Genomic DNA, 20,691 nt, shown 5'->3' with positions numbered 1-20,691 from the left:
TGTAGTTCCGACAGGCCGTCGAGCCGAACGGCAAACACCCGTGCGCAGCAATGCGGAACCATCGACATGGCCGAATCATGCCGTACGCACACGATTTGTTCATCGCCCGTTCGGATTTTCTTGATCCGTAATTAATGTCACTCCTCATCTTTGCACTACCGATGTCACACGAGCAGTGTTAAAAACAGGGGGTCCCGGAGCAGTGCTACCCGGCGGTAACATCCGGGGTGACCCGGCGACGCGGCTGGTACGCGATGGTGCGGCCGCTCGCTCGCCAGCGACCGAGAGGACCACCATGCGCATCGGGATGCCGCTGAATTACAGCGGGGGCTTCAAAGAGACCGTGGACGAGCTGGCCACCTACGAGAAGGCCGGGCTGGACATCGTCTACGTCGCCGAAGCCTACTCGTTCGACGCGGTCAGCCAGATGGGCTTCATCGCCGCCCGCACCGAGCGGCTCCAGATCGCGTCCGGGATCTTGCAGATCTACACCCGCACGCCCACCCTCACCGCGATGACCGCCGCCGGTATGGACTTCGTCTCCGACGGCCGGTTCACCCTCGGCATCGGCGCCTCCGGACCGCAGGTCATCGAAGGCTTCCACGGCGTGCCCTACAACGCGCCGCTGGGCCGGACCCGCGAACTGGTCGACATCTGCCGCCAGGTGTGGCGCCGCGAACGCGTCCAGCACGAGGGCAAGCACTACCAGATCCCGCTGCCCGAAGGGCAGGGCACGGGCCTGGGCAAGCCGCTGAAGCTGATCAACCACCCGGTGCGCCCGAACATCCCGATCATGATCGCGGCCATCGGCCCGAAGAACGTCGCCATGGTCGCCGAGATCGGCGACGCGTGGGAACCGATCTTCTACGTGCCGGAGAAGGCCCACGAGGTCTGGGGCGAGTCGCTGGCCGCGGGCAAGGCCAAGCGCAACCCCGAGCTGGGCGAACTCGACGTCGTCGGCCAGGCGCCGCTGGCGATCGGCGACGACGTCGGAGCGCTCGTCGACTCGATGCGCCCGATGCTGGCCCTCTACATCGGCGGCATGGGCGCGAAGGGCAAGAACTTCTACAACGACCTCGCCTGCCGCTACGGCTACGAGGCCGAGGCCGCGGAGATCCAGGACCTCTACCTGGACGGCAAGAAGGACGAGGCCGCGGCGAAGGTCCCCGACGACCTCGTCGCCAAGAGCACCCTCATCGGCTCCGAAGGCCACGTGCGCGAGCGGCTCGCGGCGTTCAAGGAGTCCGGCGTGACCACGATGAACGTCACACCGCTCGCGGGCAGCTTCGAGGAGCGCACCAAGCTGATCGAGCAGGTCCGCGGCATCGCCGACGACCTCTGATCCGCCACCGCGGCCGGGCGCGCCACCGCGCCCGGCCGCGTCCAGGTCAGCCGACGATCACCCGGATCGGCGCGCCGTCCAGGTAGGCGCGGATGTCTTCGACGGTCTCCGGGTAGAACGCCTCGTAGGTGCCCTTCGTGACGTACCCGATGTGCGGGGTGAGCACGGTGCGCGGCGTGCTGCGCCACGGGTCGTCGACCGGCAGCGGTTCCTGCCCGTAGACGTCGATGCCCGCACCGGCGATCCGGCCCGCGTGCAGCGCCTCGCGCAGCGCGGCCTCGTCGACGATCGGCCCGCGCGAGGTGTTGACCAGGTACGCGGTGGGCCGCATCAGCGCCAGTTCCGCCGCGCCGACCAGACCTCGGGTGCGCTTGCTGAGCACCGTGTGGATGGTGAGCACGTCGGCTTCGCGGAACAGGTCCTCCTTGGACACCCGTCGCGCTCCGACGGCGGCAGCGGCCTCGTCGGTGAGGTTCTCGCTCCAGGCGACGACCTCCATGCCGAACGCGGCGCCGACCTTCGCGACCTGGCTGCCGAGCCTGCCCAGACCGAGCACGCCCAGCGTGCGCCCGGCCAGTTCGAGGCCGACGCCGCGCTGCCAGCCGCCCTCGCGGATCGCCCGGTCCTGCAGCGGGATGTCCCTGGTGACGGCGAAGATCAATCCCCAGGTCAGCTCGGCGGTCGGCCCCCACGCCAGGTGCGGGGCGGAGCCGTTGCCGGTCCCGCACACCACGACACCGAGCTCGGCGGCGGCGTCCAGATCGATCGACGCGTTGCGCATACCGGTCGTGACCAGCAGCTTCAGCTTCGGCAGCGCGGCCAGCAGGTCCCGCGGGAACGGGGTGCGCTCCCGCATCGCGGCGATCACGTCGAACGGTTCGAGCCGCCGCACCAGCTCGTCGTGGTCGGTGAGGGTGTCGTGGAACACCTCGACGTCGGCCGCCAGCGAGTCCCAGTCCGCGTGATCCCGCGCGACACCCTGGTAATCATCGAGCACCGCGATGCGCATGCACTCCTCCTTCGACGCTTGTTGCCCGCACGATCGTAGTGCGATCACCTCGCGCACCCGGCCGGTGGAACCTCGCAAAAGCCCCACGCTGCCCCGCCCCGGCGACCTGACAACCCGTGCTCCGCCCAGGCAGACTGCGCGACGTGACTCGATCCCGACTCCTGCACCTGCTGCCGCTGAGCTCGTTCCACGCCGCCTCGGACCGCATCGGCGCTCCGTCCCTGGGGACCAGCGGATTCGTGCACTGCTCGCCGGACGTGGACACCACGCTCGCGGTGGCCAACTCGCTGTACGGGGACGCGACCGAGCAGCTGGTCGCGCTGGAGCTCGATCCGCGGCGGCTGTCCGCCCCGGTGCGCTGGGAGGCCGCCGATCCGGCTCCCCCGGCGGGCGTCGCCGGCGACGTGCTGTTCCCGCACGTCTACGGGGAGCTGGAGCGGTCCGCGGTGATCGGCGTGCACTACGCCCGCCGCGACGCGCACGGGCGGTTCACCGCGCTGGAGACCCGCAGTCGCACGGCGGAGGAGCTGAACCTGCTGCCGCACCCGGAGGGCGGCTGGTACCGGCGGACCTGGACCAGCGACGTCGAGGTGTCCCCGGACGATCGGGGCGTGCGGCCCACCGCGACGGCGATCTACTACCTGCTGGCCGCCGGGCACACCTCGGCGTGGCACGCGGTCGGCTCGGCGGAGCTGTGGTTGTGGCACCGCGGCGGGCCGCTGACGCTGTCGCTCGGCGGCGACGGGGACGCGCCTTCGGAACAGCCGCGCCACCACGTGCTCGGCGCGGGCGCCGGGCAGGACCCTCAGGTGCTGGTGCCCGCCGGGACGTGGCAGCGGGCGGTCGCTTCGGCGACGGTCGAGTCGCTGGTGACCTGCGTGGTCTCGCCCGGGTTCGACTTCGCGGACTTCAGCACGCCGGACTGATCCGCGTCGGCCGCCAGCACGGGGACGCGAGGGCCGGCGCTCGGCGTCGGCACGGCGATCCGCTGCGGGCGCGACTCACCGGCCCGCGGCTCGACGACCTCCGGCTCGGCGGTCCGCGATTCGATGACCTGCGGTTCGGCGGCCGACGGCTCAGCGATCTGCGGCTCGGTGACCTGCGGCTCCGCCGGTTCCGGTTCGGTGCAGTGGTGCCGGGCCGGGCTCGGGAGGGGTTCCTCACCGAGCATGCGTCGCTCGAACCAGCACATCGCGATCAGCGATCCGATGATCGTTCCGATGCCCAGCGAAGCCATCAGCACGAAGACCGCCAACGTGTTCAGCACCGACCTCACCCCCGAGAGAAACCGTGCGCGGCGCCGATTCCCGCCGGCCCGGCCGCGGTCGGCCGGGACGGCGAGCGGCTCGCCGGAATTCACCGTAGGGCGGGTCCCACACCAGTGCCGGACATCGACCGGGGGCGCACTCCGATCGGAGGAATTCGGCGCGATCGCGGTTTGAGCGCGACCCTCCGCCGGGTGATCTCGACGACGTGGCGAACGTCCTTGATCAGGCAATTCGACCTTAAGCGGCGCTACTATCGGGTGATGGTGCCCGCAGCGCGGCCCCATGGCGATCCGTAGTCGGCACGGCCCCCGTTGTCGTGACGGTCCGCGGACCGGGGCAACGGATGCCCGCCGCGGTGCGTGCACCCAGTGATCGCGAGGACGAGCAGGTCGAGCCGGGAGGTACACGGTGAAGGGCTACGCGGTGCATCTGCTCTTCCACGCGCTCACCTTGCTCTGCGGCACCGCTCTGGGGATCGCGGCGACGCTGTGGTGGTCCACCGGCGCGGTCCCCGCCGGGTGGGCGGCGCTCGCCGCGCTGCTGCTCGGCATCGCCGTGCTGGTGCTGCAGTGGCGGCACATCAGCGCGAGCGCGCCGCGGCGCGACGTCCACCGCGGCGCCCCGGCGCGGCGCTCGGACACGCGGCCGGAGCTGGGCGCCACCGCCGTGCACCGGGACGACCCGACGACCGTGTCGCCGCCGACCAGGTGGGGCTGACCACCTACCGGGAACCCCCTGACGGGCGCTAGCCGGGACGTTCCCGGCCGTGCTCGCATGGTGAGCGGCGATCCGCGCTGCCCACGGAGGTCGGACCCCGATGACGGCTCGACGAGTGAACGCCTTGGACGGTGCCTGGTCGTTCGGGCCGCTGGAGCCGGGCGCCGACCCGGGCGCGGTGCCCGACGAGCTGCTCGGCACCGCGATCGTGCCGCACGTCGTCGCGGAGTTGTCGTGGCGGGACTGGGACCCGGCGAGCTGGGAGCGCGACTGGCTGTACCGGAAGCGCTTCGCCGGGGCGGGCGAGCCCGGCCGGAGGTACTTCCTGCGGTTCGCGGGCGTGCTCACCACGACGCGGCCGATCCTCAACGGGCGTCCGCTGGAGCCGCACGGCGGCGGCTACCTGCCGTTCGATCGGGAGGTCACCGGGCTGCTGGCGGCCCGCAACGTGCTGGACGTGGTGGTGGACGGCCGGTTCGACGCGGACGTGCCGCCGAACTCGGACCGCCCGAGCGACGTCGTGGACTTCTGGCAACCCGCGGGCCTGCACCGCGAGGTGGCGCTGGTGGCGCGGCCCGCCGATCACGTGCGGGACGTGTTCGCGAAACCCGTGCGGGTGCTCGACGACGCCCGCCGCGGTCTGGTGGTGCGCTGCGAGCTCGACCTCGTCGACGGCGGTCCCGCGCAGCTGCGGGCGCAGCTGCGCGACGCGGACCGGCCGGTCGCCGAGGCCGAACGCGAAGTGGATCTCGGGCCGGGGCGGGGTACCGCGGAGCTGGTGCTGGACGGGCTCAGCGGCGTGCGGCTGTGGGACCCGGATTCGCCGCACCTCTACGACGTGGTGGTGACGTTGCGGCGTGCCGGGCGCGTCGTGGACGAGCACCGGGTGCGCACCGGGTTCCGCGAGGTCCGGTTCGACCGCGACGGGTTCCGGCTCAACGGCGAACGGCTGCGGTTGTTCGGGGTGAACCGGCACCAGCTGTTCCCGTTCGCCGGTGCGGCGATGCCCGCGCGGGTGCAGCGCCGCGACGCGGAGATCCTGCGCCGCGAGTTGAACTGCACGATGGTGCGCTGCTCGCACTACCCGCCGCACGAGGCGTTCCTGGACGCCTGCGACGAGCTGGGGCTGCTGGTGTGGGACGAGCCGCCGGGCTGGCAGCACCTCGGCTCGGGCCGCTGGCTGGAACGCGCGCACCGCGACGTGCACGACATGATCGTGCGAGACCGCAACCACCCGTCGGTGGTGCTGTGGGCGGCGCGGCTCAACGAGACTCCCGGCGACGCGGAGTTCTACGGCCGCACGGAGCGGCTGGCGAAGTCGCTGGACGACTCGCGGCCGACGACCGGCGCGATCCTCGGCGCCGACCACGCCACCACGGATTTCCAGCACGACGTGTTCGGCTACAACGACTACTCGGCGAGCACCGGCCCGGACGGCCTGCCGCAGCCGGAGCCGGAACCACCGCGCCGGGACCTGCCGTACCTGATCAGCGAGGCGGTCGGCACGCTGTCCGGCCCGGCGAGGTTCTACCGGCGCACCGATCCGCAGGCCGTGCAGCAGGGGCAGGCGCTGGCGCACGCGCAGGTGCACGACCTGGCGGGCGCCGATCCGGCTTACGCGGGAGTGCTGGCGTGGGCGGGTTTCGACTACCCGTCGGGGCACGGCAACATCGACCGGGGCGTGAAGTGGCCCGGGGTGGTCGACCTGTTCCGGGTGCCGAAGCCGGGCGCGGCGATGTACCGGGCGCAGGTGGATCCGCGCCGCCGCCCGGTGATCGAGCCGTCGTTCCACTGGGACCTCACCGGCCCGAGTCCGGTGCGGGAACTCGGCGAGGCCGCAATCTGGTCCAATGTGGACAGACTGGAGCTGTTCGTCGGCGGTGAGCCGTTCGGCGCGCTCACCGCCGCCCGCGAGCGGTACCCGAACCTGCCCTACCCGCCGTTCCTCGCCGACTTCGGCGCGGTGCGCGGCATCCCGGAGCTGCGCGTGGACGGGTACCTCGACGACCGGATGGTGCTGACCCGCCGGTTCTCGGCGGACAGGTCGGCGGACCGCCTGGTGCTGCGGCCCGACGACCGGGAGCTCGTCGCCGGGGGCGCCGACGCGACCCGCGTCGAGATCCGGGTGGTGGACCGCTACGGCGCGGACCGCCCGCACACCGCCGGTGACGTCGAACTGGACCTCACCGGACCGGCCGAACTCGTCGGCCCCGCGCGGTTCCCGCTGGCGGAGACCGGCGGGGTGGGCGCGGTGTGGCTGCGCAGCGCCCGCAGCGGCACCGGACGCGTCCGGCTGCGGGCGCTGCACCCCTCGGCGGGCGAAGCCCGGACCGAGCTCACGGTGACGGCCTCGTGAGCACCTCGCGGGTCTGCCGGGCGATCTCCACGTCCTCCCTGGACTCGACGACGACGGTGCGCACCGCGGCGGAATTCGTGCTGATGTCGGCGTCGGTCCCCGTCGCCGCGTTGCGCTCCGAATCGACCTCCACGCCCAGGAATCCCAGGTTCTCGGCGAGTTCGGCGCGCAACGGCGGCTGGTGCTCGCCGACGCCGCCGGTGAACACCAGCAGGTCCAGCCCGCCCATCGCCGCCACCATCGCCCCGGCGTGGCGCAGCAGGCTGTGCGCGTACACGTCGTAGGCCAGTTCCGCGTCCAGGTCGCAGTCGGTTCGGGCGGCGAGCACGTCGCGGAGGTCGCCCGAGCCACCCGACAACCCGGCCAGACCGGAGCGCTTCTGCAACGTGGTGCACAGCTCGTCCACGCCGACCTTCCCGCTGGTCAGCAGCCAGCCCAGCAGCCCCGGATCGATCGACCCGCTGCGAGTCGCCATCACCAGGCCCTCGTCCGGGGTGAAACCCATCGTGGTGTCCACGCACCGGCCGCCGCGCACCGCCGCCAACGACGCGCCCGCCCCCAAGTGGCAGCTCAGCACCCTCCCGGCGGCGATCCCGGCGATCTCAGCGCCGCGCCGCGACGCGTAGGCGTGGGACAGGCCGTGGAAGCCGTAGCGGCGCAACGTCCAGCGCTCGTTCCACTCCTTCGGCAGCGCGTAGGTGCGGGCCGCCTCCGGCAACGTCGTGTGGAACGCGGTGTCCACGCACGCGACGGCCGGGGTGGCGGGCGCGCACTCCCCCGCCGCCCGGATCCCGTCCAGCGCGCGGGCCTGGTGCAACGGCGCCAGATCCGTCAGGCCCGCCAAGTGGTCCACGAGCCGGTCGTCGAGCAACGCCGGGCCCAGCACCTTCGGCCCGCCGTGCACCACGCGGTGCCCGATGGCCTGCGCGCCGTGCTCGTGGAAGAAGTCCCGGATCGGCTCCGCTTCCCCGCGCCAGCGCTGCACGTCGTGCCCGGCGACCTGCTCGTCGTCGTGCAGCAACCGGAGCTTGAGGCTGCTCGATCCCGCGTTCACCGTCAGCACGCGCATGGTTCAGGACCACTTCCAATCGCGGATCTCCGGCATGTCCTCGCCGTGCGTGGAGACGTAGTGCCGGTGCTCGATGAGCTTGCGGCTGAGCTCCTCCCGCGCGTACACGGCGCTCTCGCCCAGACCGGGCACCCGGTCGATCGCTTCGATGGCGAGGTGGAAGCGGTCGATCTCGTTGAGCACGCACATGTCGAACGGGGTCGTGGTGGTGCCCTCCTCCTTGTAGCCGCGCACGTGGATGTTGTCGTGGCCGTGACGCCGGTAGGTCAGCCGGTGGATCAGCCACGGGTAGCCGTGGTAGCAGAAGATCACCGGCTTGTCCGAGGTGAACAGCGCGTCGAACTCCACGTCGGGCAGTCCGTGCGGGTGCTCGCGCGGATCCTGCAACCGCATCAGGTCCACCACGTTCACCACGCGGACGCGCAGTTCCGGGAAGCGCCGCCGCAGCAGGTCCACGGCGGCCAGCGTCTCCATCGTCGGCACGTCCCCCGCGCAGCCCAGCACCACGTCCGGTTCACCGTCCTGGTCGTTGCTCGCCCAGTCCCAGATCCCGATGCCCTTGGTGCAGTGCACCACCGCGTCGTCCACGTCCAGGTACTGGGCGGCGGGCTGCTTGCCCGCGACGATCACGTTGATGTAGTCCCTGCTGCGCAGGCAGTGATCGGCCACCGACAGCAGCGTGTTCGCGTCCGGCGGCAGGTAGACCCGCACGATCTCGGCCTTCTTGTTCATCACGTGGTCGATGAACCCGGGGTCCTGATGGGAGAAGCCGTTGTGGTCCTGGCGCCACACGTGCGAGGTCAGCAGGTAGTTCAGCGAAGCGATCGGCTGCCGCCACGCCAGCCCGGTGCTCACCTTCAACCACTTCGCGTGCTGGTTGAGCATCGAGTCCACCAGGTGCGCGAACGCCTCGTAGCAGGAGAAGAAGCCGTGCCTGCCGGTGAGCAGGTAGCCCTCCAGCCAGCCCTGGCAGAGGTGCTCGGAAAGCACCTCCATGACCCGCCCGTCGGGCGCCAGCGAAGCGTCGCCCGGTTCGGACTCCGCCATCCACGCCCGCGACGTCGCCTCCAGCACCGCGCCGAGCCGGTTCGAATTGTTCTCGTCCGGCGCGAACACCCGGAAGTTCGCGGCGGAAGCGTTGAGCTGCATCGCGTCGCGCAGGAACGCGCCGAGCACCTGGGTGGCCTCCCCCGTCGTCGACCCCGGTTCCGCCACCGGCAGTCCGTACTCGCGGAAGTCCGGCAACCGCAGCCCGCGCAGCAGCAAACCGCCGTTGGCGTGCGGATTGGCGCTCATCCGCCGGGCACCGCGCGGATTGAGCTCCCGGACCTCGCGCGCCGGCGCCCCATCGGCGTCGAACAGCTCGTCCGGCGCGTAGCTGCGCAACCAGTCCTCCAGCTGCCGCAGGTGGTCCGGATCGTTGCGCGGATCGCCCAGCGGGATCTGGTGCGCGCGCCAAGTGCCCTCGACCTGCTGCCCGTCCACGACGTCCGGCCCGGTCCAGCCCTTCGGCGTGCGCAGCACGATCATCGGCCAGCGAGGCCGTTGACCGTCGCCGTCCTCGCGGGCGCGGCGGCGGATCCGCTCGATCTCGTCGAGGCAGGTGTCGAGGGTCGTCGCGAACAGCTGGTGCATCGTCGCCGGGTCCGAACCCGACACCAGGTGCGGCTCGTAGCCGTAGCCGCGCAGCAGGCTCACCAGCTCGTCCTCCGGGATGCGGGCGAGCACCGTCGGGCTGGCGATCTTGTAGCCGTTGAGGTGCAGGATCGGCAGCACCGCGCCGTCCCGCGCCGGGTCGAGGAACTTGTTCGCGTGCCAGCTCGCCGCCAGCGGCCCCGTCTCCGCCTCACCGTCGCCGATCACGCACGCCACGGTCAGGTCCGGGTTGTCGAAAGCCGCGCCGAACGCATGCGCCAATGAATAGCCCAGCTCACCGCCCTCGTTGATGGAGCCCGGTGTCTCCGGTGCGGCGTGGCTCGGAATGCCACCCGGGAACGAGAACTGCGTGACCAGGCGCCGCAGCCCCTCCTCGTCCTGCGCGACGTCCGGGTAGATCTCGCTGTAGGTGCCCTCCAGCCAAGCGGCGGCCACCACGCCCGGACCACCGTGCCCCGGCCCCGTCACGTAGATCATGTCCAGGTCGCGGGCGCGGATCGCCCGGTTGAGGTGCGCGTACAGGAACGTCAACCCCGGTGTGGTGCCCCAATGCCCGAGCAGCCGGGGTTTGACGTGCTCCGGCCGCAGCGGTTCCCGCAGCAGCGGGTTGCCCATCAGGTAGATCTGCCCGGCGGAGAGGTAGTTCGCCGCCCGCCACCACGTGTCCACGCGCTGGAGCTCGCGGGCGTCGAGGTGGTCGGGAGCGTCGGCTGACAGGGTCGGAATGCCCATCCGGGACCTCCGGGGAACGGCCGTTCGGTGTCCTTCACCCCGCAGCGTTCCCCGGATTGTGTTGGGGCAATCGGAGCCGGTCGTTTTGCTTTGGTGTCCGGGTGGCGGAACCTCAGTCGGTCTCTCGCTGCGGGATCTTTTTCCCAAGTGGCTCCGCCACGAGGGAAAAAGCCGTCCTCACGAGAGACCGACTGAGAACCCGCGGGTGGTCACCTTGCTTACGTGGGCTATGTGCTTCGCACATACAGGCACGGCCTACGGCCGCAAGGCAGGCTTGCTTCGCCGCCCAAGGCACGGCTACGCCGCGAAGCACGGCCTACGGCCGCAAGGCAGGCGTGCTCCGCCGCCCACTGCACGGCTTCGCCGCGAAGCACGGCCTACGGCCGCAAGGCAGGCGTGCTCCGCCGCCCAAGGCACGGCTACGCCGCGAAGCACGGCCTACGGCCGCAAGGCAGGCTTGCTTCGCCGCCCACTGCACGGCTTCGCCGTTAGGCACGGCGTTTGGCCGCTAAGCAGGCATGCTTCGTCTCTCGCCTGGCGGCTTCGGGGTTGTTGGGGAGTGCTGCGGGAGGTGTGGCTTTGTCTTGGCCTGTGGCTCGTTGTGCGGGGTGGGGCGTCGAGTTCTGCTGCGGGGGCGCCTTGCTTCGCTCGGACTTGGGGCGGCCGGGGCGGTGGTGTCAGGTGAGGTGGACGACTTCTGCCTTGGTGGCGGAGTGGCGGGCCGCTTCGATGATCTCCAGGCCTGCGATGGCGTCGGACGGGTCGACGGGCAGCGGGGCGCCGTCGCGGAGGGCCGTGACCAGGAGGTCGTAGAACTCCGGGTAGGCGCCCGGCTCGGTGCGCACCGGCGCGGAGCCCTCGACGGTGCCGAGCTCGCCGTGCAGGTGCTCGGGTTCGACGCCCCAGTCCGCGCCGGGGAGTTCACCGGCCCGCAACGCCGCTTCCTGCGGGTCCAGGCCGAACTTCGTGTAACCGGCGCGGTCGCCCAGCACTCGCAGCCGGGGGCCGTGCTGCGCGGTGAACTTGCCGACCCACAGGTGCGACCGCACACCGCCGACGTGGGTGAGCGCGACGAACGAGTCGTCGTCGACCTCGCTACCGGGCCTGCGGGCGTCCACTTCGGCGTAGACGGACGCGACCGGGCCGAACAGCGCCAGCGCCTGGTCGATCAGGTGGCTGCCCAGGTCGTAGAGCACGCCGCCCGCCTCCTCCGGGCCGCCCGACTCGCGCCAGCCCGCCTTCGGCCGCGGCACCCAGCGCTCGAACCGGGACTCGAAGCGGTGCACCCGGCCGAGCTCCCCGGCGTCGATGAGCCCGGCGAGGGTGCGGAAGTCGTTGTCCCAGCGGCGGTTCTGGAACACGGTCAGCGGCAGCTCCCGGCGCCGCGCCTCGGCGACGAGTTCGCGCGCCGCCGCGGCGGTGGGGGCGAACGGCTTGTCCACCACGACCGGCAGCCCGGCGCGCAACGCCTCGGTGGTGTGCTCGACGTGCAGCCGGTTCGGGCTGGCCACCACGACCAGGTCCAGGTCGCCGCGCGCCAGCATCGCGGGCACGTCGTCGACCACCGCGGTGCCCGGGTGGCGGGACTCGATCTCCGCGCGCCGCTCCGGATTCCTGGTGACCACTGTGGACAGTTCCAGTCCGGGGTTCGACGCGATCAGCGGCGCGTGGAACACCGCCCCGGCGATCCCGTACCCGACCAATCCGACCCGCAGCGCAGCACTCATGCCGCCATTACATCAAGCACGCCCCCGAGCGCCCCTCGAACCCACCACCCACCGCGCACGCTCCCCGGCACCACGACCACCACATCGAGCACCCGTCACCCTCAGTGCCCGCGAAGGCCGCCGCTCGGGTGTGGACGTGCTGATCGGGGCCGCTGGTCGCCGAGGGTCAGACCGGGGCTTCGGGGCCGTTGACCTGGCCGGGCGAGACCAGCCCGGTCTCGTAGGCGGTGATCACCAGCTGGGTGCGCGAGCTCAGGTGCAGCTTCTGCATCACGTGGTACAGGTGCGATTTCACCGTCAGCTCGGCCAGTCCCAGGTTCCGCGCGATGTCGGCGTTGGACCCGCCGCGCGCGACCTCCAGCAGCACATCCAGCTCGCGGTTGGTGAGCCCGCTGAGCTCCGTCGACGCGTCCCGCACCCCTAACGACGCGAACCGGTTGAGCAGCCGCCGCGTCACGCGCGGAGCGAGCAGCGCCTCCCCGGCGGCGACCGTGTGCACGGCGCGGACCAGTTCCTCCGGCGGGGCGTCCTTGAGCAGGAATCCGCTCGCCCCGGCCCGCAGCGCCGCGTACACGTACTCGTCGAGGTCGTGCACGGTGAGCATGATGACCGAGGTCGCCCCCTCGGTGGCGGTCAGGATCTCGCGGGCCGCGGTGATGCCGTCCATCCCGGGCATCCGCACGTCCATCAGCACCACGTCCGGGCGGCGCCTGCGCACCGCCGCCACCGCGGCGGCGCCGTCCTCGGCTTCGGCGAGGACTCGCAGATCGGGTTCGGCGGACAGCAGCGCCACCAGGCCCGCGCGGATCATCGCTTGATCGTCGGCGACGAGCACGGTCGTTTCCGCGGGGGACTCCACCACGGACCTCCTCCGTTCGGGCCGCCGCTCGCCGGTCGGAACCGGCGTATTTACGGGTCAGGCAAGGTCCGAATGTTCCGGGCACGGTAGCACGGCCGCCAAGTGGAATCCGTTGGAAACCGGGTGCGCAGTGAACGTGCCGCCCAGCAACGCGACCCGTTCCCGCAGCCCGATCAGGCCCCGCCCGGAACCGCCGCCGCGAGCCGGTGACAGCGCGGGCACCTTCACCGCCAGCGAACGAGCGAAGTTGTCCGGGCCGGTGGCGTGGTTGGTGACCTCCAGCCGCAGGCCGCCGTTGCCGTAGTCCAGCAGCACCCGCGCGTACCCGGTGCCCGCGTGCTTGAGCACGTTGGTCACCGCCTCCTGCACGATGCGGTACGCGGCCATCTCCACACCGGGCCCCAGTTCGCGCACCTCACCGCGCCGGTCCAGCCGCCACACCACACCGGTGCCGCGCACCGATTCCACCAGGTGGTCCACCCGGTGCAGACCGGGCGCGGGCTGCCGTCCGGGTCCGTCGTCGGCGCCGACGGCCGACCCCGGCTCCGGGTCCTCGCGCAACCGGCCCAGCAGGCCGCGGAGTTCGCCGAGCGCGGCCCGCGACGTGTGCTCCAGCTCCCGCAACGTCTGCTCCGCGTGGCCCGGGTCGCGGTCGACGAGCGCGCGGGCGACACCCGCGCGCAACGCCACCACGGACAGGTTGTGCGAGACGATGTCGTGGAACTCGCGGGCGATCCGCGCCCGCTCCCCCGCGACCGCCTCCGCGGCGAGCTGGTCCCGCGCCTGGTCGAGCAGTTCCACCGTGTGCTCCAGCTGAGCCGCCCGCCGTCGGCCGAGCCGCACCGCGTAGGCGAGCCCGACCACCATGAACAGGTCGATGGAGGCCATCACGGTGCTCACGACCGCGGACAGCGGCGGTTCGCCCCACGAGTACAGCACCGGCCAGAGCATCGCGAGAACGGTGGCCACCACGGCACCCACGATCCCACCCCGCTGGCAGACCGAGTACACGCCCACCAGGATCGCGAAGTTCAGCGGGTTCTCCGGCACCCCGACCAGGGTGAGCGTCGTGGCCGCGGCGAGGCAGCCCAGCAGCGACACCCACGGCCACTTGCGCCGCACCATCAGCAGCGTGAACGCGGACACGCTGATCAGCATCATCGACCACCAGGGACGACCCGGCGGCCCTGGTGATTCGAGATGCAGGATCAGCGCGTGCATCACGGTGAACAGCACGACCATCGCGAGGTCGAGCAGGAACGCTCGCTTCACCAAGGCATTCGGCACGCCCAGCAGTATGCGCACACGAACCCGCGATAATCAGTAGCCGCGGGCGACCCAATCGTCGAACTGGGGCAAAACCTCGGCAATCGTGGTGCTCTCCCCGTGTCCGGGGTGCACGGTGGTGACCTCGGGCAGCGTCAGCAACCGGTCCCGGATGGACTCGACGAGCACGCCGAAGTCCGAGTAGGAACGCCCGGTCGCACCCGGCCCACCGGCGAACAAGGTGTCACCGGTGAACACGGTGCCCAGGTCCGCCGAGTACAGGCACACCGAACCCGGCGCGTGACCCGGCGTGTGCAGCACCTGCAGCCCGGTGCCCGCGACGCCGATCACCTGCCGGTCCGCGAGCCCGCGCTCCGGTTCCCGGTCCGGGTGGGTGAGCCGCCACAGCTCCAGGTCCTCCGGGTGCAGGAAGATCGGCGCCCCGACCTCCGCGGCCAGCTCCGGCGCCTTGCGCACGTGGTCGTCGTGGGCGTGCGTGGCGAGGATCGCCAGCACGGTGCGCCCGGCGATCAGCTCCTTGATCGCCTCGACGTCGTGCGGGACGTCGATGACGACGCACTCGGTGTCGTCGCCGACGACCCACGCGTTGTTGTCGACGTCGAAGGTCTGGCCGTCCAGCGAGAACGTGCCGGACGTCGTGGTGTGGTCGATCCGCGCGGCCATCAGAAGACCACCACCGAACGCAGCACTTCGCCGTCGTGCATCTTGGCGAACGCCGACTCGACCTGGTCCAGCGAGATCTCCTCGGTCACGAACTTCTCCAGCGGCAGCTTGCCCTGCTGGTAGAGCTCGGTGAGCATCGGGAAGTCCCTGCTGGGCAGGCAATCCCCGTACCAGGACGACTTCAGCGAGCCCCCGCGCGAGAACACGTCCTGCAGCGGCAGTTCCAGCTTCATGTCCGGGGTGGGCACCCCGACGAGCACCACGGTTCCCGCGAGGTCGCGGGCGTAGAACGCCTGCTGGTAGGTCGCGGGGACGCCGACGGCGTCGATCACGATGTCCGCGCCGAACCCGCCGGTGAGGTCGCGGATCGCCGCCACCGTGTCCGCCTCGGAGGCGTTGACGGTGTGGGTCGCGCCGAACTGCTTCGCCCACTCCAGCTTCGCCGGGTCGGTGTCCACCGCGATGATCCGCCGCGCGCCGGCCAGGTTCGCCCCGGCCACCGCGCCGTCGCCGACGCCGCCGCACCCGATGACGGCGACCGTGTCGCCCGGACCCGCGCCGCCGGTGTTGACGGCCGCTCCGATGCCGGCCATCACGCCGCAGCCCAGCAGGCCGACCACGGCCGCCCGCGCCGCCGGGTCGACCTTGGTGCACTGGCCCGCGTGCACCAGCGTCTTCTCCGCGAACGCGCCGATGCCCAGCGCGGGGGACAGCGGAGTCCCGTCGGTGAGCGTCATCGGCTGCGACGCGTTGTGCGTGTCGAAGCAGTACTGCGGACGTCCGCGCTTGCAGGCGCGGCACACGCCGCACACCGCGCGCCAGTTGAGGACCACGAAGTCGCCCGGTTCGACGTCGTGGACACCGTCGCCGACGGCCTCCACGACACCGGCCGCTTCGTGCCCGAGCAGGAACGGGTAGTCGTCGTTGATGCCGCCTTCCCGGTAGTGCAGGTCGGTGTGGCAGACGCCGCACGCCTGCACCCGCACCACCGCCTCACCCGGTCCCGGATCGGGGACGCGGATGTCGACGACCTCGACCGGCGCTCCCTTGCCGGTCGCCACGACCGCGCGAACCTCGGTCACGAACACCTCCAGAACTGTGTTTTCCGCTGCTTGTCCGGCCGGAACGGGCCGGTCGCGGGCGCTGTCGCGAACATGGCCGGAAATGCGCATATCGACATCTCCGGACGATCACCGACCATACCCCCCGATCGGCCGTAGCCCCCGGGCGCTCGACTGCGGTTCCGTCTGTGGGAACGCGCCGCGCGACAGGGCCGCTTCGACACGTTGTGTGAACCTGCGACTACTGTACGGTGTCGCCGACGGAGAACGAGGAGCACACCATGGTCGACGCGCAACGCCTGTTGTCCAGGGAGATGGACATCGACCGGCCTTGCGCGGCGCGGATCTACGACGCGTTCCTCGGCGGTGGCCACAACTTCGGCGTGGAGCGCGAGTTCGCCGAGCGGTTGCAGGCGGCCATGCCCGGTGTCGCCGGGGTCTTCCGGGAGAACCGCGCGTTCCTGCGCCGCACCGTGGAGCACCTGCTGGCGCGCGGCGTGCGGCAGTTCGTGGAGCTCGGCTCCGGCATCCCCACGATCGGTCACGTGCACGAGGTCGCGCTCCGCCGCACCCGGCGGTTCAGCGTGCTGTACGTGGACAACGAGCCGTTGACCGTGGCGCACAGCAGGCCGCTGCTCGACGACGAGCCGCGCGCGGCGATCATCCACGCCGACATCCGGGAGCCGGAGGCGATCCTGCGGTCACCGGAGGCTGCGGACCTGATCGACTTCGAGCAGCCGGTGGCGCTGGTGATGTCGGCGGTGCTGCACTTCCTCGACGACGCCGACGATCCGCTCCGGCTGGTGCGCACCTACCAGGACGCGGTCGCGCCCGGCAGCGCGCTGATGATCTCGCACCTGACCGGCAGCGAGGAACCGGAGCCGATGAACCTGCTCACGGCGTTCTACTCGGAGACGGCGGACCCGATGGTGGCCCGCCCGGCGGAGTGGATCGCGGAGTGCTTCGCCGGGTTCGAGCCGCAGGCACCCGGCGCCTGCTACATCGGCGACTGGCGCCCGGAGCCGGACCAGCCGGCCCACCGGCATCCGCGCTACCGGATCATGCACGGCGGCGTCGCGCGCAAACCCCGCTAGGGCGTTCCCGCCGACCCGGTCGGCCGCACGAACAGCAGCAGGATCCCGGCGACGATCGCGGCGACGCCCGCGGCCAGCCAGGCCGAGGTGAGGCCCGCGTGCTCGCCGAGGAACCCGAACAGCAGCGGGCCCGCGCTACCGCCGAAGTAGATGCCCGTCTGCGTGAACGAGGTCGCGCTCGCCACCCGGTCCGGCGCGATCTTGGCGACGGAGAAGTTCAGCAGCCCCGGCCACGCCCAGCCGGCGCCGAAGCCGACGGACACGCCGATCAGGAACAGCACCGGGGAATCCAGCGCCATCAGCCCGTACCCGAGCGAGCCGACGATCAGCATGATCGTGATGAGCCGCAGCAGGTTCACGTCCCACCGGTCGGCGACCACTCCGGCGAGCAGCCGGATGGTGAGCCCGGCCGCCGAACCCAGCGAGAGCACCAGCCCGGCCGCCGACGGGCTGAACCCCACGTCGACGGCGGTGGTGGTGACGAAGGCCCCCAGCGCGTTGGCCGCGGCCGAACCGAGACCGCCCGCGATGGCGATCAGCAGCAGCGCACCGAACCGGGACTCCGCGCTCGCCGCGGTCGAGGACGCCTTGGTGGACCGCTCCGCCGCGGGCAGCGACGGCACCGCGAGCGCGGCGAGCAGGCCGATCACGCCGGCGAACACGAACACCCAGCGCCAGCCGATGGTGAGCGCGATGGCGGGCACCGCGACCCCGGCCAGCAGCGTCGCGGCCGGGATGGAGGACTGCTTGACGCCGAAGCCCATGCCGCGCCGGTTCGCGGGCACGCCCTGAGTGATCAGCAGGTTCGCGGCGGGCTGCGCCAACGAGTTCGGCAGCCCCGACAGGCACAGCAACGCCAGCAACCAGCCCGAGTTCTGCACGGAGGCGATGCCCAGCAGGCACAGTGCGCTGCCAGCGGCGCCGATGCGCATGCCCAGGCGCGAACCGATGCGTTCCACGACCCAGCCCATGAAGCGGGAGGCGATCGCCGCGACGGCGAAGAACCCGGCGGCGGCTCCGCCGAGCAGCGCCGCGCCGAAACCGAGTTCGCGTTGCAGCTGCACGCCGAGACCACCGACGAGGAACACGGGGAACACGCCGACGGTGACGACCGCCGCGACCGAGGACAGCACCCGAACGGGTCCGACCGGCAGTGCGCGCGGGTGACTGCCGTTGACCACCGCTGCGGGCATCGGTCCTCCTCTGTTCGGAGCCGGGCAGGCTCGTCACCAGCGTGTGAACCGGCGAAGCGTTTAGCAACGCTAACGTGACGCATGCCTCCGGAGCGAGCACTCGAATGCGCTCGCACTCGGCCTTGACGGAGTACCCGTGCGCACGACACGGTCAACGGGTGACCGAATCCGGTCACAACGGGCGGTTCGGGTGGGAGGCCGGGTGGGGACCGAGTTGAGCGGGATCCCGTCGGCGAGCGTGCCCGAGCCGGTGCGGCTGGACGCGGTCGAGCTGTCCTGGTCGATCAGGCAGCGGGAGCTGTCCTGCGTGCAGGTCGCCGAAGCGTTCCTGACCCAGATCGACCGGTTCAACCCGCTGGTCAACGCCCTCGTGTCCCGCGCCGACGAGCAGGACGTGCTAGCGCAGGCCCGCGCCCGCGACGACGAGCTGGACCGCGGCGAGCACGCCGGGTGGATGCACGGCTTCCCGATCGCGGTCAAGGACCTCAGCGACGCGGCCGGTTTTCCCACCACGCAAGGGTTCCAGCGCTCCGGTGACGCCACCGAGGACGCGTTGTTCGTGCGCCGCATGAAGGAAGCGGGCGCGATCGTCGTGGGCAAGACGAACGTGCCGGAGTTCGGGCTCGGCTCGCACACCTTCAACTCGCTGTTCGGCACCACGACGAACCCTTACGACCAGACCCGCACCGCGGGCGGCAGCAGCGGCGGGGCCGCGGCGGCGCTGGCGATGCGGATGCTGCCGGTCGCCGACGGCAGCGACTTCATGGGCTCGCTGCGCAATCCCGCCGCGTTCTGCAACGTGCTGTCGTTGCGCCCCGGTTTCGGCCGGATCCCCGCGCCCGGTTTCCTCAGCGACCCGTCGGTGCCGGGCCCGATGGCGCGCACCGTCCGGGACCTGGCGATGCTGCTGTCCACGATGGCCGGACCGGACGAGCGGTCGCCGCTGAGCATGCCGCAGGACCCGGAGCTGTTCACCGGGGCGCCGCAGCGCGACGTGTCCGGGCTGCGGATCGGCTGGATCGGCGACTTCGACGGCTACCTGGCGACCGAGCCGGGCGTGCTCGACCTGTGCCGGGACGCTGCCGGGCTGTTCGAGTCGCTGGGCTGCGTCGTCGAACCGGTACCGCGGCTGCCGGTGGAGCGGGCGTGGGAGACGTTCCTGCTGTGGCGGCGCTGGATGGTCGGCGAGAAGTTGCACGAGGTGTACCGCTCCCCCACCGCGCGGGACAGGATGAAGCCGGAGGCGCGGTTCGAGGTCGAGGGCTACCTGGAGCTGACGGTGCACGACATCGCGGCGGCCCGCGCGGGGCGCGACGAGTGGCGCGGCCGCGTCTCGGACCTGTTCGACCGCTACGACTTCCTGCTCGCGCCCAGCGCCCAGGTGTTCCCGTTCGACGCGGAGCTGCGCTGGCCCGCGGAGATCGACGGCAGGCCGATGGACACCTACCACCGCTGGATGGAGACGACGGCGCCGTGGACGCTGTCGGGGCATCCGGTGCTGAACCTGCCCGCCGGTTTCCACGATTCGGGGTTGCCCACCGGCGTCCAGCTCATCGGGCCGGGGCACGGCGAATGGTCGCTGCTGCAACTCGGCCACGCCTACGAGCAGGCCAGCGATTGGGTGCACACGGTCCTCCCGCCGCCGCTGACCTGAACGGGCGCGTCGGTGGCCTCCCGATCAGCGCGAAGGCCGGCGCGGGGACGCGCACCGCCCTCGATTTCTCACGAAGTCAGCGCATTTCTGAGAACAAAACGCGTGGAGGCGACGGGTTTTTCGAACTGCGGCGAAGATGTGCAAGGCTGCACCCCGATAGGTCGGCATTTCGGGAAGGTGACAATTGGGTACCGAGGTTTTTTCCCTGCAGGACAAGGTGGCGCTGGTGACCGGCGCCGGGCAGGGCATCGGTCTGGAGATCGCGAAGTCGCTGCGGTCGGCCGGGGCCCACGTGGTGATCGGGGAGATCAACCCGGAGACCGGCAAGGCCGCCGCCGAGCAGGTCGAGGGTGAGTTCCTCCCGCTCGACGTGACGAACTCCGCCGAGGTCGCCGCCGGGATCGCGCGGATCGTGGCCGATCACGGCCGCCTCGACATCTCCGTGCACAACGCGGGCATGGTCCGCAACGAGCCCGCGGAGGAGATGAGCGACGAATCCTGGCGCAAGGTCATCGGGCTGAACCTGGACGGGGTGTTCTACTGCTCCCGCGAAGCGGGCAAGCAGATGCTCGCGCAGGGCTTCGGTTCGATCATCAACATCGCGTCGATGTCGGGCATGATCTCGAACCACCCGCAGCCGCAGGCCTCGTACAACTCCTCCAAGGCCGCCGTCATCATGCTGACCAAGTCGCTGGCCGGCGAGTGGGGCCGTCGCGGCGTGCGGGTCAACTCGATCTCGCCGGGCTACACCGCCACCGACCTGCTGCAGGGCGTGCGGGACAAGGACCCGGAGCTGTTCGACGGCTGGATGGAGCAGACCCCGATGGGCCGGGCCGGCACGCCGCAGGAACTGGGCCCCGTCGCGGTGTTCCTCGCTTCTGAAGCCAGCAGCTTCGTCACCGGCAGCAACGTCGTCGCCGACGGCGGCTTCACCATCTGGTGAGGTGCTCGCGCCGGCTTCCCGGCCGGTCCTGGTCGACGATCACGACCGGCCGGGTTCCCGA

Annotated in this window: 16 protein-coding genes; 7 read left to right on the top strand and 9 right to left on the bottom strand. The window is 71.3% G+C overall.

Going from position 1 to position 20,691, the window contains the following annotated elements; genetic code table 11:
- Positions 1-295 precede the first annotated feature (295 nt).
- On the top strand, positions 296-1,342 hold the full coding sequence (locus tag BJ969_RS07220; protein ID WP_184478049.1) for an LLM class F420-dependent oxidoreductase: 1,047 nt from the start codon (positions 296-298) through the stop codon (positions 1,340-1,342).
- 46 nt (positions 1,343-1,388) lie between these two features.
- On the opposite strand, the gene BJ969_RS07215 is transcribed toward BJ969_RS07220, so the two are convergent.
- Positions 1,389-2,351 carry a D-2-hydroxyacid dehydrogenase family protein gene (locus BJ969_RS07215; RefSeq protein ID WP_184478048.1) on the bottom strand — a complete coding sequence of 321 codons (963 nt, stop codon included), beginning with the start codon at positions 2,349-2,351 and terminating at the stop codon, positions 1,389-1,391.
- A gap of 143 nt (positions 2,352-2,494) precedes the next feature.
- Here BJ969_RS07215 and BJ969_RS07210 point away from each other — a divergent pair, with 143 nt between their 5' ends.
- The 3 genes from BJ969_RS07210 (at position 2,495) to BJ969_RS07200 (ending at position 6,692) form a co-directional block, all read left to right on the top strand.
- A complete protein-coding gene (locus BJ969_RS07210) occupies positions 2,495-3,277 on the top strand; it encodes a cupin domain-containing protein (protein WP_184478047.1) in 783 nt (260 codons plus the stop codon).
- 750 nt (positions 3,278-4,027) lie between these two features.
- On the top strand, positions 4,028-4,336 hold the full coding sequence (locus BJ969_RS07205; protein WP_184478046.1) for a hypothetical protein: 309 nt from the start codon (positions 4,028-4,030) through the stop codon (positions 4,334-4,336).
- A 100-nt stretch (positions 4,337-4,436) separates the two neighbouring features.
- On the top strand, positions 4,437-6,692 hold the full coding sequence (locus BJ969_RS07200; RefSeq protein WP_184478045.1) for a glycoside hydrolase family 2 protein: 2,256 nt from the start codon (positions 4,437-4,439) through the stop codon (positions 6,690-6,692).
- Here the strand turns inward: BJ969_RS07200 and BJ969_RS07195 are convergent.
- From BJ969_RS07195 to BJ969_RS07165, 7 genes are all read right to left on the bottom strand, one after another.
- Positions 6,673-7,761, bottom strand: coding sequence for an acetate/propionate family kinase (locus tag BJ969_RS07195; protein ID WP_184478044.1), 1,089 nt, complete (start codon positions 7,759-7,761; stop codon positions 6,673-6,675). The two genes, BJ969_RS07200 and BJ969_RS07195, sit on opposite strands and share 20 nt — an antisense overlap.
- A gap of 3 nt (positions 7,762-7,764) precedes the next feature.
- Positions 7,765-10,149, bottom strand: a complete 2,385-nt coding sequence (locus BJ969_RS07190) for a phosphoketolase family protein (RefSeq protein WP_184478043.1) — start codon at positions 10,147-10,149, stop codon at positions 7,765-7,767.
- Between the two features lie 677 nt (positions 10,150-10,826).
- A complete protein-coding gene (locus BJ969_RS07185) occupies positions 10,827-11,876 on the bottom strand; it encodes a Gfo/Idh/MocA family oxidoreductase (RefSeq protein WP_184478042.1) in 1,050 nt (349 codons plus the stop codon).
- A gap of 166 nt (positions 11,877-12,042) precedes the next feature.
- The gene (locus tag BJ969_RS07180) at positions 12,043-12,735 is read right to left on the bottom strand and encodes a response regulator (RefSeq protein WP_343071281.1); all 693 of its coding nucleotides are present in this window, start codon (positions 12,733-12,735) and stop codon (positions 12,043-12,045) included.
- Positions 12,736-12,792: 57 nt separating this feature from the next.
- Positions 12,793-14,022 carry a sensor histidine kinase gene (locus BJ969_RS07175; protein WP_343071280.1) on the bottom strand — a complete coding sequence of 410 codons (1,230 nt, stop codon included), beginning with the start codon at positions 14,020-14,022 and terminating at the stop codon, positions 12,793-12,795.
- Between the two features lie 33 nt (positions 14,023-14,055).
- Positions 14,056-14,685 carry an MBL fold metallo-hydrolase gene (locus tag BJ969_RS07170; RefSeq protein ID WP_184478041.1) on the bottom strand — a complete coding sequence of 210 codons (630 nt, stop codon included), beginning with the start codon at positions 14,683-14,685 and terminating at the stop codon, positions 14,056-14,058.
- A complete protein-coding gene (locus BJ969_RS07165; RefSeq protein WP_343071279.1) occupies positions 14,685-15,767 on the bottom strand; it encodes an S-(hydroxymethyl)mycothiol dehydrogenase in 1,083 nt (360 codons plus the stop codon). The genes BJ969_RS07170 and BJ969_RS07165 overlap by 1 nt, the downstream gene beginning before the upstream one ends.
- Before the next feature lie 230 nt (positions 15,768-15,997).
- Here BJ969_RS07165 and BJ969_RS07160 point away from each other — a divergent pair, with 230 nt between their 5' ends.
- On the top strand, positions 15,998-16,840 hold the full coding sequence (locus BJ969_RS07160; RefSeq protein WP_343071278.1) for an SAM-dependent methyltransferase: 843 nt from the start codon (positions 15,998-16,000) through the stop codon (positions 16,838-16,840).
- Here BJ969_RS07160 and BJ969_RS07155 read toward each other — a convergent pair.
- A complete protein-coding gene (locus tag BJ969_RS07155) occupies positions 16,837-18,033 on the bottom strand; it encodes an MFS transporter (protein WP_184478038.1) in 1,197 nt (398 codons plus the stop codon). The genes BJ969_RS07160 and BJ969_RS07155 overlap by 4 nt on opposite strands.
- Positions 18,034-18,235: 202 nt before the next feature.
- Here BJ969_RS07155 and BJ969_RS07150 point away from each other — a divergent pair, with 202 nt between their 5' ends.
- Together BJ969_RS07150 and BJ969_RS07145 are read left to right on the top strand one after the other, a co-directional pair.
- Positions 18,236-19,687, top strand: a complete 1,452-nt coding sequence (locus BJ969_RS07150) for an amidase (RefSeq protein ID WP_343071277.1) — start codon at positions 18,236-18,238, stop codon at positions 19,685-19,687.
- Between the two features lie 184 nt (positions 19,688-19,871).
- Entirely contained in the window at positions 19,872-20,630 is a 759-nt protein-coding gene (locus BJ969_RS07145; protein WP_184478037.1) for an SDR family NAD(P)-dependent oxidoreductase, read from the top strand.
- The last annotated feature ends 61 nt before the right edge of the window (positions 20,631-20,691 follow it).

This window comes from Saccharopolyspora gloriosae, from assembly GCF_014203325.1.
Classification (GTDB): domain Bacteria; phylum Actinomycetota; class Actinomycetes; order Mycobacteriales; family Pseudonocardiaceae; genus Saccharopolyspora_C; species Saccharopolyspora_C gloriosae.
This window is presented reverse-complemented; position numbering and strand designations above follow the sequence as displayed.

Coding starts and splice junctions, on each gene's coding strand:
- BJ969_RS07185 (WP_184478042.1), bottom strand. CDS start 11,876: ATGAGTGCTGCGCTGCGGGTCGGATTGGTCGGGTACGGGATCGCCGGG.
- BJ969_RS07220 (WP_184478049.1), top strand. CDS start 296: ATGCGCATCGGGATGCCGCTGAATTACAGCGGGGGCTTCAAAGAGACC.
- BJ969_RS07170 (WP_184478041.1), bottom strand. CDS start 14,685: ATGGCCGCGCGGATCGACCACACCACGACGTCCGGCACGTTCTCGCTG.
- BJ969_RS07215 (WP_184478048.1), bottom strand. CDS start 2,351: ATGCGCATCGCGGTGCTCGATGATTACCAGGGTGTCGCGCGGGATCAC.
- BJ969_RS07200 (WP_184478045.1), top strand. CDS start 4,437: ATGACGGCTCGACGAGTGAACGCCTTGGACGGTGCCTGGTCGTTCGGG.
- BJ969_RS07190 (WP_184478043.1), bottom strand. CDS start 10,149: ATGGGCATTCCGACCCTGTCAGCCGACGCTCCCGACCACCTCGACGCC.
- BJ969_RS07195 (WP_184478044.1), bottom strand. CDS start 7,761: ATGCGCGTGCTGACGGTGAACGCGGGATCGAGCAGCCTCAAGCTCCGG.
- BJ969_RS07155 (WP_184478038.1), bottom strand. CDS start 18,033: ATGCCCGCAGCGGTGGTCAACGGCAGTCACCCGCGCGCACTGCCGGTC.